Raw genomic sequence first — 15,683 nt, 5'->3', positions numbered from 1 at the left:
TCAGGTCAGCGACGGCGAGTCGGCGGTGCGGGCGGCCGCCCGGCTCGCCTTCGCCGCCAGGTAGTCGGCGTTGGCGGGGGAGCGGTAGACCCCGGTGGGGACCACCTCCGTCACCGCCACGCCCAGCCCGTCGAGCTGCTCGGCCTTTTCCGGGTTGTTGCTCAGCAGAGTCAGCCGCCGCACCCCCAGCACCGCCAGCATCTGCGCGGCCGCCCGGTAGTCGCGTTCGTCCTCGCCGTGCCCGAGCGCCACGTTCGCCTCGTACGTGTCCAGGCCGGCGTCCTGCAACGCGTAGGCGTCCAGCTTCGGGTACAGGCCGATGCCGCGCCCCTCCTGCCGCAGGTAGAGCAGGAATCCGCCGGCGTCGGCGATGCGCTCCACCGCCTCGCGCAGCTGCGGACCGCAGTCGCAGCGCTGGCTGCCGAAGACGTCCCCGGTCAGGCACTCGCTGTGCGGGCGGACCAGCGGCGCCGGCCCGGCCGGCTGTCGCCGCAGCGCGCCCGCCCAGTCGCCGAGCCCGAACGCCAGGTGCTCCCGCCCGTCCACCAGCCCGTCGAAGGTGAAGACCCGGGCCGTGGTGGCGTACCCGTCGGGCAGGCGGAGGGGGACCGTGACCTGCGTGCGGACCGTGGCGACCGGAAGTGCTCCGTACATGTGTCTCCTCCGTCAGGCGCTGCCGGCCAGCCCGGCAGCGGGTACCGCGGCAGAACCGCCCTGGCCCACCGTACGAGTCGTGGACCGGTACGGAAACCGGGCCGGAAGCCGGCCCAGCAGCAGCACGGCGGCGCCGGGCAGGGCGGCGACGACCACCAGCGCCCCGTACACCAGCGCGGTGGACACCCCCTGGGCGGCGCCCAGGCCGGCCGCCCCGAACGCCCAGGCGGCCACCCCCTCGCGTGGGCCGAACCCGGCCACGTTCGCCGGCAGCCCCATCGCCAGCAGCGCCAGCAGGGTCAGCGGCAGCAGCTGCGCCAGCGGGGCGGTCGCGCCCGCGACCCGGGCCGCCACCAGGAAGGTGCCCAGGTGGCCGAGGACCGCCAGCGCCGAGGCGAGCAGCACCCCCGGCCCGGTCCGGCGGGTCAGCAGGCCGGCGCGGACGTCGGCGGCGGCGGCGCGCAGCGCGCGGGCCCGCCGGGACGGGCCGGAGCGGGGCAGCGCCCGGGCCAGCAGCACCACGCCGAGGGCCACCGCCAGGGCCAGCGCGGTGGCCTCCGGCAGCCAGGGCCGCACCGGCGACGGCAGCGCCAGCAGCAGCGCCGAGGCGAGCGTGACCTGGACGACCTGACCGGCGCTGCGTTCCCAGACCACCGCCCGCACGGCCCGGCCCAGGTCGCCGGCCTCCCGGCCGTGGCGGACCGCCCGGTGCACGTCGCCGAGCACCCCGCCGGGCAGGGTGGCGTTGAGGAAGACCGCCCGGTAGCAGTCCGCCACGGCGGTGCCCAGCGGGAGCCGGACGCCGAGCCCCCCGGCGACCAACCGCCACCGCCAGGCGCAGCAGACGGTGCTGAGCGCCCCGAGCAGCAGCGCCGCGACCACCGCCGGGGTGTCGATGCGGCGCAGCGCGGCCAGCGCCGGGCCGGTGCCCAGCCACCACAGCAGCGCCGCCACCAGCGCGACGCCGCCGAGGTTGCTCACCCAGGCCCACGTCGGACGGACCGGGTTGCCGGGGGTGTCGTGGGCAGCCTGTGGCACGCGGGGCCTCCTGTCGAAGATCTCCCCCTGCTCCACGTACCGGCCGGCCGTCGGGTTCATTCCACCCCGGCGAGCAGGTCGTCGTGGCCCACCGTGACGGTCAGCCGGCCCGCCGCCGCCTCGGCCAGCCGGCGGCGCGCGTACCCGGTGATCCGGGCGGCCAGCTCCGGGCGCTGCTCGACGGCCGCGTCGCACCAGCCGGTGAACCACTCGGTGATCAGCGCGCCCTGCCCGGCGCCCAGCCGCCACGGGCTGGACCGGACCGTCACGGGAACCCCGTGCCGCCGGAACGCGGCGACGGTGGCCGCGGCGGCGTCCGGCCCGAGCAGCCGCCGGCCGTCGACGGTACGGCGTTGGTGCGCGTCGAACGCGGCGGCGACGTCCGCGTCCAGTTCGTCCGGTGGGTCGAGCCGCACCCGGCCGATGACGGAGAGCGTGAACAGGGTCGGGCGGCCCGCCCCGACGCAGGCCGTCACGATCGCCTCGATCTCCTCGGCGGTCAGCATGTCCAGCAGCGCCGAGGCGGTGACCAGGTCGGCGCCGGCCAGGTCGGCGGCGGTGAGCCGGGTGATGTCCGTGCGCCGGGTCTCGATGCGCACCGGGCTGCCGTCGGCGGCGCGTGGCGGGGCGGCGAGGGCCCGGTCGAGCAGCCCGGGGTCCCGGTCGTAGAGGACCCAGTGCTGCGGGCCGGGCAGCCGGGGAGCCAGCCAGCGTGCCATGGAGCCGGTGCCACTGCCCAGGTCGTGTACCACCAGCGGCCGGTCGGCGGCCAGCCGGGCGCGGACCCGGTCGACCAGGTCGTCGGCGCGGGCGGCGGCGTCGGCGGGCTCGCGCAGCGCGAGCCAGTCGGCGAAGGGGTCGCTGACGTGCGTGGTCATATCCTCACTCCGTTCAGGACGTGGGCGATCGCGGCGGCGGTGTCCGGCCAGCCGGCCAGGCCGTCCCGGCGGGCCAGGGCCGCCCGCCGCAGCCGGTGCCGCAGCGGCGCCCCGGTGAGCCAGCGCCGCAGCGCGCCGGCCAGCGCGGCCGGGTCGTCGGCGGGCACCAGCAGGCCGGGCGGCTCGCCGTCCGGGGCCCGGCCCAGCGCCTCGGGCACCCCGCCCACCCGGGTCGCGAGCACCGGCAGGCCGCGGGCCAGGGCCTCGGTCACCACCATCCCGTACGTCTCGGCGTGCGAGGCGAGCACCAGCAGGTCGGCGGCGGCGTACGCGGCGTCGAGGTCCGCCCCGGTGCGCGCGCCGGTCAGCCGTACCCGCCCGGCCAACCCCCGCTGGTCCACCACCCGGCGCAGCCCGGCGACGAAGTCGGGATCGCGGGTGAGCGCGCCCACGCAGTCCAGCGTCCAGGGCAGGTCGGCGACCTCGGCCAGGGCGCGGACCAGCACGTCGTGTCCCTTGTGCGCGGTGACCGCCGCGACGCAGAGCAGCGCCGTGCCGGCGCCCGTGCCGGCGCCCGTGCCGGTCGCCGGGGGCGCCCGGTCCACCCCGGGGGCGGCCACGTGCACCCGGTCGGCGGGCAGCGGGTACCGGTCGAGCAGGCGGCGGCGGGTCCACCCGCTGGTGGTGACCACCGCGGCGGCGCAGGCCAGCGCGGCGGCCTCGGTGCCGTCCTCCAGCGGCATGTGCACCAGCACGACCAGCCGCAGCCGCCGGGCGTGCGGGGCCAGCACCTCCGGCACGGCCGAGGCGACCAGCCCGTCCAGCAGCACCACCGTGCCGTCGGGCAGCGCCGCGAGCACCCCGGCCAGGCGGGTCCGCGCCGGCGGCTCGGGGCGCGGCCACCGCCCGGGTACGCCGTGCTCGCGCACCGCCCACCCCCGCTCGGCGAGGCCCCGGCAGACCCGGCGGTCGTAGGTGTTGCCGCCGCTGGGGGTCGCCGGGTCGTCGATGTCGCCGGGGAGGACGACGTGCACCACGGGCACCGGCTACAGCGACCGCTCGTAGCTGGCCCAGGCGATGTGCGACTCGTGCAACGTCACCGTGATCCCGGCCAGCTCGCGGGCCCCCGCGCCGAGCCCACCGGCGTGCGCCCGCTCGGCCAGCCGGTCCGCGACCGTGCGGCAGAGCACCTCGGTGGTGGTGTTCACCCCGGCGAAGGCCGGCTCGTCATCCAGGTTGCGGTAGGTCAGCTCGGCGAGGACGGCCCGCAGCTCCTCGGTGGCCCGGCCGATGTCCACCACGATGCCGTCCGCGTCCAGCTCGGCGCGGCGGAAGGTCGCGTCCACCACGAACGTCGCCCCGTGCAGCCGCTGCGCGGGCCCGAAGACCTCGCCCCGGAAGCTGTGGGCGACCATCATGTGGTCCCGTACGGTCACGCTGAACACGGCGTCACTCCCCGTCGTAGGTGATGAGGTGGCACAGCGCGGGGAGGTTCCCCGCGGCCAGTCGGTCGAGCACGTCGGGCAGGTCCGCGAAGCGCGACCGGCCGGTGAGCAGCGCGTCGAAGACCGGGTCGGCGAGCAGCTCCAGGGCCAGCGCCATCCGGTCGGCGTAGCTTCGCCGTGCCGCCCGGGCCGGCGAGACCGTGCCGACCTGGCTGCTGCGGATGGTCAACCGGCCGGAGTGGAACGACCCGCCCAGCGACAGTTGCACCGGCCGGTCGCCGTACCAGCTCAGCTCGACCACCGTGCCCTCCGGGGCGAGCAGGTCGATGGCGCGCTGCAACCCGGGGCCGGTCGCGCTGGCGTGCACCACCAGGTCCCGCCCGTCGGCCGCGTCGTCGGGCGACGCGAACCCGACGCCCAGCGCCGCGGCCACCGCCGCCCGCGCCGGGTCGGTGTCCACCAGCTCGACGCGTACCCCGGGGAAGCGGGCGAGCAGCGCCGCGACGGCGCAGCCCACCATGCCGGCGCCCACCACGCTGACCCGGTCGCCGACCAGCGGCGCGGCGTCCCAGAGCGCGTTCACCGCCGTCTCCACCGTGCCGGCCAGCACCGCCCGGGCCGCCGGCACGCCGTCGGGCACCGGCGTCACGGCCGAGGCCGGCACGACGTACGCGCTCTGGTGCGGGTGCAGGCAGAAGACGGTACGCCCACGCAGCCACGCCGGACCGGCCTCGACCACGCCGACGCTGAGGTAGCCGTACTTGACCGGGGCGGGGAAGTCGCCCTCCTGGAACGGGGCGCGCATCGCCGCGTACTGGTCGGCCGGCACGCCGCCGGTGAAGACCAGCGTCTCGGTGCCCCGGCTGACCCCCGAGTACAGCGCGCGTACCAGGACCTCGTCGGGGCCCGGCTCCGGTAGCGTCACCGGGCGGATCTCACCCACGCCGGGGGAGCGGAGCCAGAAGGCGTGGGCGTCGCGGATCACGCGGATGTTCTCCTCATCTGGCCGCCGGACCGAACCGAACGGCCACCCGCTCCGTGTTTCCTGTCGAGGCCGTCGATCATAAACACGGAGGCAGGGTGTCCAAGGTTCGAACCGGTCCGGTGATCGGCCTGACCGCCCAGATCGTCCTGCTCGCCGGGCTGGCCGCGACCGTCGGGCTCGACGTCGCCGGCTGGCTGGCCGGCGTCGCGTACGGCATCGGGCTCTGCGGGGCGCTCGACCGTGGCCTGCGCCGGCGCGGCGCGGACCGGTTGGGCCCGGCGGACCGGGTGACGCTGACCCGGGCGGTGCTCGTCGGCGGGGTGACCGCCCTGGTGGTGGACGCCATCGACGCGGCGGCGCCGCTGGCCGTGCTGGTGCCGATGGCCGTGGTGGCGCTCGCCCTGGACGCCGTCGACGGCTGGGTGGCCCGGCGCACCGGCACCGCCAGCGCGCTCGGCGCCCGCTTCGACATGGAGGTCGACGCCTTCCTCATCCTGGTGCTCAGCGTCCACGTGGCGCCGTCCACCGGCGGCTGGGTGCTCGCCATCGGCGCGATGCGGTACGCCTTCGTCGCGGCGAGCTGGGTGCTGCCCTGGATGCGCGGGACACTGCCGGCGCGGTACTGGCGCAAGGTGGTGGCCGCGGCCCAGGGGGTGCTGCTGCTGGTCGCCACGGCGGAGGTGCTGCCCGCGCCGGCCACCGCCGTCGTGCTGGCGGCCTCGCTGGCGCTGCTGGTCGAGTCGTTCGGCCACGACGTCGGCTGGCTCTGGTGGCATCGCCGGTTCCGGACCGCCCCCGTGCGCCGTCCGACGCCGGCTCTCCGGCCGGTGCCGGAGACCATCGCCGAGCGCCCGCTCGCCGCGCATCAGCCCGTCTGAGCCGCACCGATAGCCCGGCCGGACAGCCGGGGTAGCCCAGGGAAGGGACATCGCAGTGTCAGTGCTGTCGCGCCTGCGCCGCCGGGCCACGGTGGACGGACCGGCCCGCCCGGCCGATCCGATCCCGCAGCCTCGCCGCGGCGGGCCCGTCGGGCCGGCCCTCGACCCGCCCGCTGGCCCTCCCGCCGCGGCGGATCCCGTCGAGGCCGCGTCCGCGCCGGCCCCCGATCTCCCCGCCGGGGCGGAGGAACCCGACGCTCCGATCGCGCCAGACTCGGCCGGTGCGGCGGCGGATGACGCCGTCGCCGGTGGACGGGGACGGGTGCGTACCGTCGCGGCGCGGGTGACCACCGTGGCGGCCGGCCTGCTCGTGTTCGCCGTGCTGGTGGCGCCGAACCGGCTCGACCAGCTCGGCCCCGCCGCGTTCCTGCGCATCCCGGTCGAGGGGCTGGTCGCCGCCGCGCTGCTGCTGGTGCTGCGCGGCGCGGCCCGGCGGGCGCTGGCGGTGCTGTGCGGCGTCGCGCTCGGGCTGCTTGCCGTCGTCAAGCTGCTCGACATGGGCATGTCCGCCAGCCTCGCCCGCCCCTTCGACCTGGTCCTCGACTGGGTGCTGCTGGACGACGCGTACGGCTTCGTCCGCGACTCCGTCGGCCGGGCCGGCGCGGTCGGCGCGATCGTGGCGCTGGTCGCCGCGGTCGGTGCGCTGCTGGTGCTGACCACCCGGTCGGTGCTCCGGCTGAGCCGGCTGGTGGCCCGGCACGACCGGCGGGCGGTCCGGGTGCTGGCGGGGTGCGCCGCGGTCTGGGTCGCCGGCGCGACGATCGGCGTGCCGGTCGCCGACTCGGGGACGTCCCGGCTGGTCGGCCAGCATGTCGGTCAGCTCGGTGCCGGGCTGCGGGACCGGGAGGCCTTCGCCGCCGAGGCCGCCGCCGACTCCTTCCGCGACACCCCGGGCGATGAGTTGCTCACCGCCCTGCGCGGCAAGGACGTGATCGTCGCGTTCGTGGAGAGCTACGGCCGGGACGCGGTGCAGGACCCGGAGTTCGCCCCGCAGGTCGGCGCGGTGCTCGACGGCGGTACGCGCCGGCTCGCCGAGCGAGGCTTTTACGCTCGCAGCGGTTTCCTCACCTCACCCACCGCCGGCGGGGGGAGTTGGCTGGCGCACGACACGCTGCTGTCCGGGCTCTGGGTGGACAACCAGCAACGCCACCTCAGCCTGCTGGCCGGCGACCGGCTCACCCTCAACGGCGCGTTCCGGCGGGGCGGCTGGCAGACGGTGGGGGTGATGCCGGCGGCCACCCAGCCCTGGCCGGAGAAGAGCTTCTTCGGCTTCGACCGCTACCACGACGCGGCCGGGCTCGACTACCGCGGCCCGAAGTTCAACTACGCGCCCATGCCCGACCAGTACACGCTGGCCACCTTCCAGCGGCGGGAGCGGGCCACCCCGGGGCACGCGCCGATCATGGCGGAGATCCCGCTGATCTCCAGCCACTCACCCTGGGCGGCGATCCCCCGGATGCTTGACTGGGACCACGTCGGCGACGGGTCGATCTACCGCCGACCGACCTCGGTGGCCGTCAACCCGAAGGACGTGGTGGGGCGCAGCGCCACGGAGGTCCGCACCGGCTACCGGCGCTCCATCGAGTACTCGCTGAACAGCCTGATCTCCTACGTGGAGACGTACGGCGACGACGGCCTGGTGCTGGTCTTCCTCGGCGACCACCAGCCCGCGCCGGTGGTGACCGGGGAGAACGCCGGCCGGGACGTGCCGATCACCATCGTGGCCCACGATCCCGCCGTGCTGGCCCGGGTGGCCGCCTGGGGCTGGGACGAGGGGCTGCGGCCGGGCCCGAGCGCGCCGGTCTGGCGGATGGACACCTTCCGGGACCGGTTCCTGCGCACCTTCGGCCCGCAGCCGCCGGCCAGGGCGGCCGCCCCGCCGTCGCCCCGCTGAGCCAGGGGCTCAGGTGTTCGGCAGCCCGAGCGCCTCGTCGACCCGGCCCAACACGGCCGCGTCGTCCACCCCGACCCCGCGCAGCAGGTCGATGGCGGTGGCCCGGATCTGGCCCACGATCATGATCAGTGGCAGCGGCGGGTCGGCCCGGAGCATCCGGGCGGCGAGGCGTACCGCCTCCAGGGCGGCGTGGTCGGCGCGTTCCGCGTGCCGGTCCGCGTCGGAGTGTCCACCGAGGTCGGTGGAGAGGGCATCGGCGGCGGCGCGCACCGCCTCGCCGAGCGCCCGGATCGCCTCGCCCAGCTCCGGCGGGGCCGGCGTGCCGAGCCGGGTCAGCGTCACGCCGTTGCGGGCCAGCACCCGGATGTTGCGTACCGCGTAGTCGAGCTGGTGGCAGGTGGCCTCGACCTCCGCCACCTGGTCGAGGTGGCGGCGCTTGCGGACCCGCAGCCGCAGCGACTCGCTGCAGGCCTGCACGGCGATGCGGAAGCGGTCCACGCAGCCGTCCACCTCGCGGGCCCGGTCCAGCGCCGCGCGGGCGGCCTCCTCGTCGGCGCCCGCCAGGGCCCGGTCGATCCGGTCGAGCAGGTCGGCCAGGTCGCCGTAGGTGCGCCGGGCCTCGGCGACGAGCGGGCCGAGCGGGTCCCGGGCCACCATGAGCTGGCTGGCGGCCAGCGCCACCGCGCCGCCGATCAGCGCATCGACGAACCGGAACGGCACCAGCCCGCCGCCCTGCGGCGCGGCCACCGCGACCAGGTAGAGGGCGGAGACGGCGGCCTGGACAGTGAGCGTGCTGCTCGCTCCGATGGTGAGCATGAGGCCGATGGTCAGCAGCAGCACGAGAAAGACGGTGCCGGTGCCCGGGCCGAGCGACTGCACGGCCAGGTCGGCGGCGAGCACTCCGGCGGCCACCCCGAGCACCATCTCGACGGTCTGCCGCAGCCGCTGCCCGCGCGCCTCGCCGAGCACGATCAGCGCGGCGCTCGGCGCGAAGAACGGATCCGGGTGGCCGATCAGCCGGGCCGCGACGATCCACGCGACGGTGGCCGCCGCGGCCGCCTCCACCGCCGGCCGCCAGCCCTGCCGCAGCCGGCCGACGGCGGACCCCGCCCATTTCCGGACCATGCCCGCCATCGCGACTCCTCCGGCCGTACGCCGGATCTTGGCGTCCGGTCAGGATGTCGGCACTACCCGCGAGGCCACGTCCGGCAAACGTGGACGGCGGGTGGCGGGCACCACCAGCGGCGTGCCGGTCTCCGGGTCCTCGACGATCCGGCACGGCAATCCGAACACCTCCTGGACCAGTTCGGCGGTGACCACCTCGCGCGGGTCGCCCTCGGCGACCACCCGGCCGTCGCGCATGGCGATCAGGTGGGTGGCGTAGCGGGCGGCGTGGTGCAGGTCGTGCAGGACCGCCACCAGCGTCCGGCCCTGCTCCTCGTGCAGCCGGGCGCACAGGTCCAGCACCTCGATCTGGTGGGCGACGTCCAACCAGGTGGTCGGCTCGTCCAGCAGCAGCAGCGGCGTCTGCTGGGCCAGCGCCATGGCGATCCAGACCCGCTGCCGCTGCCCGCCGGAGAGCTCGTCGACCGGCCGGTCGGCCAGCTCGGCGACGCCGGTGGCGGCCATCGACTCGGCGACCACCCGTTCGTCCTCCCGGGACCACTGCCGCAGCAGCCCCTGGTGCGGGTACCGGCCGCGGGCGACCAGGTCGGCCACCGTGATGCCGTCCGGCGCCACCGACGACTGCGGCAGCAGGCCGAGGGTACGGGCCACCGCCCGGGACGGCAGCGCGTGGATGTCCCGACCGTCGAGCAGCACCGTCCCGGCGCGCGGCCGCAGCGTCCGGGCCAGGGCCCGCAGCAGCGTCGACTTGCCGCAGGCGTTCGGCCCGATCACCACGGTGAACGACCCGTCCGGTACGGCCACCGACAGCCCCTCCGCGACGATCCGCCGCTCGTACGCCAGGGTCAGCCCGACCCCGTCCAGGCGTGGGTTTCCCGACACGTGACCTCCTTCAGCTCCGTCCGGCCCGCCGCGCGGCGAGCAACCACACCAGGTACGTCCCGCCGAGCACGCCGGTCACCACGCCCACCGGCAGTTGCTGGCCGGCGAGGGCGCGCTGTGCCACCAGGTCCGCCCCGACCAGCAGCACCGCACCGGTGAGCGCCGAGGCCACCAGGTTCGGCCCCGGCGCGCGGGTGAGCCGGCGGGCCAGGTGCGGGGCGGTGAGCGCCACGAAGGAGACCGGCCCGGCGGCGGCCGCCGCGACGGAGGCGAGCAGCACCGCCGCGCCGAGCAGCACCTGCCGGACCCGGGTCACCGGCACGCCCAGCGCGGTCGCGGTCTCGTCGCCCAGCTCCACCATGGCCATTGCCCGCCCGCCGGCGAGCACCACCGGGGCGAGCGCCGCGAGGACGCCGAGCAGTGGCACCGCCTGCGACCAGCCGCGCCCGTCCAGGCTGCCGGTGAGCCAGAGCACCGCCCGGGCGGCGTCCATCAGCGGCGCCCGGGTGAGCAGCCAGCCGTTGACGCCGGTGAGGATCGCCGTGACGCCGATGCCGACCAGCACGAGGCGGTGACCGGCCAGGCCCCGGGTGCCGGCGACGGCCCGGATGAGCAGGCCGGTGCAGAGCCCCCCGGCCAGCGCCGCGCCGGACAACGCGAGGCTGCTGCCGCCGAGCACCACGACGATCAGCCCGCCGGTCGCCGCTCCCTGGGTGATGCCGAGCACGTCGGGGCTGCCCAGCGGATTGCGCAACAGCGTCTGGACCACCGCGCCGGACAGCGCCAGGGCGGCCCCGACGCCCAGCGCGGTGACCAGCCGGGGCAGGCGCAGCTCGCCGACGATGAACTCCTCGGCCGCGGTGCCGCCCCCGGCCAGCGTGCGCAGCACGTCGGCCGGGCTCATCGGGTAGTCGCCGCCGCCCACGGCGAGCACGCCGAGGCCGACGGCGAGCAGCACCGCGGTGGCGACGACCACCAGCGATCGGGGACGCCAGCGCAGCGACCGGCCACCGGGGGTGCGGAGCACGGTCATCGCCGGGCCACCAGACGCAGGAAGAGCGGGCCGCCGAGCACGGCGGTGACCAGGCCGACCTGGAGTTCGCCGGGACGGCCCAACACCCGACCCAGCACGTCGGCGCCGAGCAGCAGGACGGGCGCGTACAGCGCGCAGGCGGGCAGCAGCCAGCGCAGGTCCGGCCCGGTCAGCACGCGGACCAGGTGCGGCACGAGCAGCCCGACGAAGACGATCGGCCCGCAGGCGGCGGTGGCCGCGCCGCAGAGCAGCGTGACCGCTGCGATCGCGCCGCCGCGTACCAGGGCCGGCCGGGCGCCGAGCGCCCGCGCGGTGTCGTCGCCCAGGGCCAGCGCGTTCAGCGACCGCGCGCCAGCCAGGGCGACCAGCAGGCCGGCCAGCACGAAGGGCGCCACGGTACGCAGGGTGGCGAACTCGGCGTTGGCCAGCGAGCCGACCGTCCAGAACCGCAGCCGGTCCAGCGAGGCGGAGTCGAGCAGCATGACCGCGCTGACGTAGGAGTAGAGAACGGCGTTGAGCGCCGCCCCGGCCAGCGCGAGGCGGTCCGGGGTGGCCCGCCGGCCGCCGCCGACGGCGTACACCCCGACGGTGACGGTGGCGGCGCCGAGCAGGGCGAACCAGATCCAGCCGCCGGCGGTGCCGACGCCGAGCAGGGCGGTGGCGGAGGCGACCGCGGCCGCCGCGCCGGCGTTGATGCCGAGCAGTCCCGGGTCGGCCAGGGGGTTGCGGGTGAGCGTCTGCATCAGCGCCCCGGCCACCCCGAGCGCCGCGCCGGCGACCAGGCCGAGCAGCGTGCGGGGCAGGCGCATCCGGTGCACCACCGCGTGTTCGGGGGAGGCGGCGGAGACCAGGCCGTGCCAGACCTCGGTGGGGGAGAGCGGTCGGGCGCCGACGGCGATGCTCAGCACCGCGACGACGAGCAGGAGCAGCAGCCCGGCGGCGAGCGCCGCAGCCGGGCCGGCGCGGCGGGTGGGTGGCGCCGGCGCCGGGGCGGCGGCGAGCGTGGTGACGGACAGGGTCGGCTCCGGGGGGAAACGGCATGGCACCGGTTGACTTCGAGTTAGGTTAGGTTAACCTAACCCCGCCATCGCGGATCATCGCGGTCCGGTCCTGATCGAAAGACGTCATCATGCCTGCTTCCATGTCCGCCCGCGGACTCTCCCGCCGGGGCCTGCTCGCCGCTGGCGGCGCCACCCTCGCGACCCTCCTCGTCGGCTGCGGCCAGGCCGACAAGCCCGGCTCCACCAGTGCCAAGGGCTCGACCGGCCCCTGGTCCTTCACTGACGACCGCAAAAAGAAGATCGAGCTGGCGAGCCGCCCGACCCGGGTCGTCGCCTTCACCGGGGTCGCCGCCGCGCTGGTCGATTTCGGACTCGACTCGCAGATCGTCGGCGTGTTCGGCGAGACCACCCGCAGCGACGGCTCGGTCGACCCGCAGGCCGGTGGCCTCGACGTCGACCGGGTCACCGTGCTCGGCAACGTCTGGGGCGAGTTCAACGTCGAGAAGTACGCGGGACTGCGCCCCGAACTGCTGGTCACCCACATGTACGACCCCGGCGCCTTCTGGTACGTGCCGGACGAGAGCCGCGACAAGATCCTCGGCCTGGCGCCCAGCGCCACCGTCACCACCGCCCGGGTGCCGATGACCCGGCCCATCGAGCGGTACGCGGAACTCGCCCGCTCCCTCGGCGCCGACCTGAGCGCGAAGAAGGTCACCGACGCCAAGGCGCGCTTCGAGGCCGCCGCCGAGTCGGTCCGCCAGGCGGTCAAGGCCAACCCCGGCATCCGGGTGCTCGCCGCCTCCGGCAGCCCCGACCTGTTCTACGTCTCCAACCCGAAGGTCAGCACCGACCTGATGTACTTCGCCGAGCTGGGCGTCGACATCGTGGTGCCGAACAAGCTCGCCACCGGCGACTACTTCGAGAGCCTGAGCTGGGAGAACGCCGGCAAGTTCCCCGCCGACCTGATCCTGCTCGACAACCGGTCCACCGCGTTGCAGCCCAAGGACCTCGCGGCCAAGCCCACCTGGCAGCAGCTGCCCGCCGTCCGCGCCAATCAGGTCACCCCGTGGGACGCGGTGCCCCGCTTCTCGTACGCGGGCGCGGCGCCGCTGCTAAAGAACCTCGCCACCGCCATCCGGTCGGCCAAGCGGGTCGGCTGACGCCGTGACGACCGGCACCGCGACCCCCGTCGCCCTGCGCTACCGCTTCTACCAGGCCCAGGTCCGGCACACCCGGCGTATCGGCGCCTCGCTGATCCGGGTCACCCTGACCGGCGAGGAGCTGGCCGCGTTCGCCGGCGGCGGCCGGGACCAGAGCGTCTCGCTCTTCCTGCCCCACCCGGGCCAGCCGGAGCCGGTGGTTCCGCTCGACGCCGGGGACGACTGGTACCCGCGCTGGCGCGCCACCGACCCGGCCGTCCGCGCGGTGATGCGCTCCTACACCATCAGCGCGCAGCGGCCGGAGGCGTCCGAGGTGGACGTCGACTTCGTCCACCACGGCGACAGCGGCCCGGCCACCCGGTGGGCGGGACAGGCCCGGCCGGGGGACCGGATCGTCCTGCTCGGACCCGCCGAGCGGGACAACCGCAGCGTCTGCTTCCGGCCCCCGCCCGGCACCGACCACGTCCTGCTCGCCGCCGACGAGACGGCGCTGCCGGCCGCCGCCGGCATCCTGGCCTGGCTGCCAGCCGGCGCCACCGTCCGGGCGTGGATCGAGGTGCCGAACGCCGCCGACGTGCGCGAACTGCCCACCGTGGCGAACGCGGAGGTGCGCTGGCTGGTCCGGGGCACCACCCCGCCCGGCAGCGGCCTGCTGGTCGAGGCGATCCGCGCCGCGCGGCTGCCGGCCGGCGTCCCGTACGCGTGGATCGCCGGCGAGTCCTCGACGGTCCGGGCGGTCCGCCGGCACCTGGTCACCGACCGCGGCCTGGACCGGCGGCGGGTGACCTTCGCCGGCTACTGGCGGCGCGGCGCCTCCGAGGAGCAGTTGCGCGCGGAGGCGGACGCCTGACCGGCCCGGCTGTCCGCGGCCGCGGCGCCGGGCGGCGGCTACCCCTCGGTGCGGACGACATCGCTCCCCGGCGGGGCGACCGAGGTCCCGCGCCCCGCCGGGCCGCATGCCGTCAGTCGTCGAGGACGGCCAGGTCGAGCCGGCGCAGGCGGTCGGTGTCGGAGAGCACGTCGACGGCGACGATCCGGCCGTCGGTGACGGTGAAGCCCATGACCGAGATCGGCCGGCCCTGCGCCGCGACCACGGCGCCGGCGGCCCCGTTGACCAGCGCCGGCCGCATGAACGGGTAGAGCCGTCCGAAGGTGACCGCCTGCCCGGCGACCGTCGGCGCGCCGGTGAGCACGACCGTGTGGCGGCTGCCCGGGCCGCCGTCGGAACGCAGCACGACGTCGGGGTGCAGCACGGCGACGAGCGCGTCGAAGTCGCCGTCGCGGGCGGCGGCGAAGAACGCCTCGACGACCGCCCGCTGCCGGGCGAGGTCCGGGTCGGGCACGGGGGCCTGCCCGCGTACCCGCCGCCGGGCGCGGCTGGCCAGTTGCCGGGCCGCGGCCGGGGACCGGTCAACCATCGGGGCGATCTCCTCGAACGGCACAGCGAACATGTCGTGCAGGACGAACGCGAGCCGCTCGGCCGGCGTCAGCGTCTCCAGCACCACCAGCAGCGCCAGCCCGACCGAGTCGGCCAGCACGGCGGCGTGTTCGGGGTCATTCCCGGGCTCGCGGCTGATCATCGGCTCGGGCAGCCGTACGTCGAGCGGTTCCTCGCGGCGCCGCTCCCGCGAGCGGAGCGCGTTCAGGCAGACCCGGGCGACCACGGTGGTCAGCCAGCCGCCGATGTTCTCCACGGCACCGGTGTCGGCCCGGCTGACCCGTAGCCAGGCGTCCTGGACGGCGTCGTCGGCCTCGCTCACCGAGCCCAGCATCCGGTATGCCACCGCCCGGAGCCGGGTCCGGTGCTCCTCGAACCGCTGCGTCAACCACTCGTGCTCGTCGACCGCTGTCACGTCGCCCCCTCGTCGCGTCTCACAGCAGTAGACACAGCGGAGCCGGCCGATGTGACGGCGGGTCGGTGAGTGGGTGCGGAGGTATCCCGCCCGGGAGCGGGCGAGCGGACCCGGGCGGCGGCGCCGCCCGGGAAGCGTCAGGCGGCCTCGGCGGCCGTCCGGGAGCGGCGGTGGGCCAGGGCCGTCAGGTCGCCCTGCGACTCCTCCCGCCGGTCGTCGCGAACCGGGTCGGCGACCTCCTCGGGGGCGTCGCCGGACAGTGCCAGCGCCCGCTGGGCCTGGCGGGCGGCGTCGCACGGCCACTCCTGCTGGCCGCAGAGCAGGTTGTCGCAGTGTCCGGTCTCGTCCGGCTGGTGCGCGTCCGCCACGCCGGCGGCGAGCCGCCACAGGAGCGGATCTGTCACCCCGGCGGGCGCGGTGCCCCGGTCGCGCGGCTCTGGGCGGTCGGTCTCGGACACGGTCTCCCCCTCTGTCGGTACCGGGGGACAATCTCCACCTCCCGCGTCCGGTAAACCCCTCGTGGAGTGGTCAACGCCACGTTGACTGATTGCCCTGCGCCGGTCCTGGGCACCAGCACCGGATGACGACTCGACGGGTGACCCCGGAAAGCCTCGGCGCCTGGCTGGTCAAGGGCAACGCGGACGCGGTCGACCTGGCGTCCCGCTTCGCCGCCGACCTCCGGGTGCGGAAGCTGGTGCGTCCGCCCCGGCTACCGCGCACCCCGGCCTGAGCCGGCCCCCGCACACAGCCGCCCGGTTCCGGAGGTTTGCCGGGTGTGGTCCCGGGCATCCGGGGCC

General features: G+C 76.3%; 17 protein-coding genes. 5 read left to right on the top strand and 12 right to left on the bottom strand.

Going from position 1 to position 15,683, the window contains the following annotated elements; translation table 11 throughout:
- The 6 genes from ACTWM8_RS18730 to ACTWM8_RS18705 are packed head-to-tail and all read right to left on the bottom strand — an operon-like array spanning position 1 to position 5,000.
- Positions 1-654, bottom strand: a complete 654-nt coding sequence (locus ACTWM8_RS18730; RefSeq protein WP_446210163.1) for a GTP cyclohydrolase II — start codon at positions 652-654, stop codon at positions 1-3.
- 12 nt (positions 655-666) lie between these two features.
- A complete protein-coding gene (locus tag ACTWM8_RS18725; protein ID WP_446210162.1) occupies positions 667-1,692 on the bottom strand; it encodes a lysylphosphatidylglycerol synthase domain-containing protein in 1,026 nt (341 codons plus the stop codon).
- Positions 1,693-1,748: 56 nt separating this feature from the next.
- Positions 1,749-2,570, bottom strand: a complete 822-nt coding sequence (locus ACTWM8_RS18720) for a class I SAM-dependent methyltransferase (RefSeq protein ID WP_446210161.1) — start codon at positions 2,568-2,570, stop codon at positions 1,749-1,751.
- Positions 2,567-3,613: a glycosyltransferase family 4 protein gene (locus tag ACTWM8_RS18715; RefSeq protein WP_446210160.1), complete on the bottom strand. Its 1,047-nt coding sequence runs from the start codon at positions 3,611-3,613 to the stop codon at positions 2,567-2,569. Before ACTWM8_RS18715 ends, ACTWM8_RS18720 begins: the two co-directional genes overlap by 4 nt.
- A 3-nt stretch (positions 3,614-3,616) precedes the next feature.
- Positions 3,617-4,015 (bottom strand): 6-pyruvoyl trahydropterin synthase family protein, encoded by a 399-nt coding sequence (locus ACTWM8_RS18710; RefSeq protein WP_179805444.1) that lies wholly within the window; start codon positions 4,013-4,015, stop codon positions 3,617-3,619.
- 4 nt (positions 4,016-4,019) lie between these two features.
- On the bottom strand, positions 4,020-5,000 hold the full coding sequence (locus ACTWM8_RS18705) for a zinc-dependent alcohol dehydrogenase (RefSeq protein WP_446210159.1): 981 nt from the start codon (positions 4,998-5,000) through the stop codon (positions 4,020-4,022).
- 95 nt (positions 5,001-5,095) lie between these two features.
- Between ACTWM8_RS18705 and ACTWM8_RS18700 the strand changes: the two genes are divergently transcribed.
- Both ACTWM8_RS18700 and ACTWM8_RS18695 read left to right on the top strand, forming a co-directional pair.
- On the top strand, positions 5,096-5,878 hold the full coding sequence (locus ACTWM8_RS18700) for a CDP-alcohol phosphatidyltransferase family protein (protein WP_446210158.1): 783 nt from the start codon (positions 5,096-5,098) through the stop codon (positions 5,876-5,878).
- Positions 5,879-6,221: 343 nt separating this feature from the next.
- Complete coding sequence (locus ACTWM8_RS18695) at positions 6,222-7,832, top strand: sulfatase (protein WP_446210157.1); 1,611 nt, start codon at positions 6,222-6,224, stop codon at positions 7,830-7,832.
- A gap of 9 nt (positions 7,833-7,841) precedes the next feature.
- Here the strand turns inward: ACTWM8_RS18695 and ACTWM8_RS18690 are convergent, their stop codons facing one another.
- From ACTWM8_RS18690 to ACTWM8_RS18675, 4 genes are read right to left on the bottom strand one after another with little or no spacing between them, the layout of a single operon-like run.
- A complete protein-coding gene (locus tag ACTWM8_RS18690; RefSeq protein WP_446210156.1) occupies positions 7,842-8,966 on the bottom strand; it encodes an FUSC family protein in 1,125 nt (374 codons plus the stop codon).
- A gap of 39 nt (positions 8,967-9,005) precedes the next feature.
- The gene (locus ACTWM8_RS18685) at positions 9,006-9,806 is read right to left on the bottom strand and encodes an ABC transporter ATP-binding protein (RefSeq protein ID WP_446214594.1); all 801 of its coding nucleotides are present in this window, start codon (positions 9,804-9,806) and stop codon (positions 9,006-9,008) included.
- 43 nt (positions 9,807-9,849) lie between these two features.
- The gene (locus ACTWM8_RS18680) at positions 9,850-10,872 is read right to left on the bottom strand and encodes a FecCD family ABC transporter permease (protein ID WP_446210155.1); all 1,023 of its coding nucleotides are present in this window, start codon (positions 10,870-10,872) and stop codon (positions 9,850-9,852) included.
- Entirely contained in the window at positions 10,869-11,918 is a 1,050-nt protein-coding gene (locus ACTWM8_RS18675) for a FecCD family ABC transporter permease (RefSeq protein WP_446210154.1), read from the bottom strand. The genes ACTWM8_RS18680 and ACTWM8_RS18675 overlap by 4 nt, the downstream gene beginning before the upstream one ends.
- An 83-nt stretch (positions 11,919-12,001) precedes the next feature.
- On the opposite strand from ACTWM8_RS18675, the gene ACTWM8_RS18670 reads away from it, so the two are divergent.
- Both ACTWM8_RS18670 and ACTWM8_RS18665 read left to right on the top strand, forming a co-directional pair.
- On the top strand, positions 12,002-13,033 hold the full coding sequence (locus tag ACTWM8_RS18670; protein ID WP_446210153.1) for an ABC transporter substrate-binding protein: 1,032 nt from the start codon (positions 12,002-12,004) through the stop codon (positions 13,031-13,033).
- A gap of 4 nt (positions 13,034-13,037) precedes the next feature.
- Complete coding sequence (locus ACTWM8_RS18665) at positions 13,038-13,883, top strand: siderophore-interacting protein (protein WP_446210152.1); 846 nt, start codon at positions 13,038-13,040, stop codon at positions 13,881-13,883.
- A 112-nt stretch (positions 13,884-13,995) separates the two neighbouring features.
- On the opposite strand, the gene ACTWM8_RS18660 is transcribed toward ACTWM8_RS18665, so the two are convergent.
- Positions 13,996-14,805: a sigma factor-like helix-turn-helix DNA-binding protein gene (locus ACTWM8_RS18660; protein WP_446214593.1), complete on the bottom strand. Its 810-nt coding sequence runs from the start codon at positions 14,803-14,805 to the stop codon at positions 13,996-13,998.
- Between the two features lie 218 nt (positions 14,806-15,023).
- Positions 15,024-15,344 carry a hypothetical protein gene (locus ACTWM8_RS18655; RefSeq protein ID WP_446210151.1) on the bottom strand — a complete coding sequence of 107 codons (321 nt, stop codon included), beginning with the start codon at positions 15,342-15,344 and terminating at the stop codon, positions 15,024-15,026.
- Between the two features lie 122 nt (positions 15,345-15,466).
- Here ACTWM8_RS18655 and ACTWM8_RS18650 point away from each other — a divergent pair, with 122 nt between their 5' ends.
- The gene (locus ACTWM8_RS18650; RefSeq protein WP_446210150.1) at positions 15,467-15,616 is read left to right on the top strand and encodes a hypothetical protein; all 150 of its coding nucleotides are present in this window, start codon (positions 15,467-15,469) and stop codon (positions 15,614-15,616) included.
- The last annotated feature ends 67 nt before the right edge of the window (positions 15,617-15,683 follow it).

The organism is Micromonospora sp. IBSANI012 (assembly GCF_052814045.1).
The sequence above is the reverse complement of the archived record's forward strand: the minus strand, read 5'-3'. Positions and strand labels throughout refer to the sequence as shown.

Bases quoted from the DNA above. Each gene is read 5' to 3' on its own strand.
- ACTWM8_RS18690 (WP_446210156.1), bottom strand. From the start codon at position 8,966: ATGGCGGGCATGGTCCGGAAATGGGCGGGGTCCGCCGTCGGCCGGCTG.
- ACTWM8_RS18650 (WP_446210150.1), top strand. From the start codon at position 15,467: ATGACGACTCGACGGGTGACCCCGGAAAGCCTCGGCGCCTGGCTGGTC.
- ACTWM8_RS18670 (WP_446210153.1), top strand. From the start codon at position 12,002: ATGCCTGCTTCCATGTCCGCCCGCGGACTCTCCCGCCGGGGCCTGCTC.
- ACTWM8_RS18720 (WP_446210161.1), bottom strand. From the start codon at position 2,570: ATGACCACGCACGTCAGCGACCCCTTCGCCGACTGGCTCGCGCTGCGC.
- ACTWM8_RS18680 (WP_446210155.1), bottom strand. From the start codon at position 10,872: ATGACCGTGCTCCGCACCCCCGGTGGCCGGTCGCTGCGCTGGCGTCCC.
- ACTWM8_RS18730 (WP_446210163.1), bottom strand. From the start codon at position 654: ATGTACGGAGCACTTCCGGTCGCCACGGTCCGCACGCAGGTCACGGTC.
- ACTWM8_RS18660 (WP_446214593.1), bottom strand. From the start codon at position 14,805: ATGCTGGGCTCGGTGAGCGAGGCCGACGACGCCGTCCAGGACGCCTGG.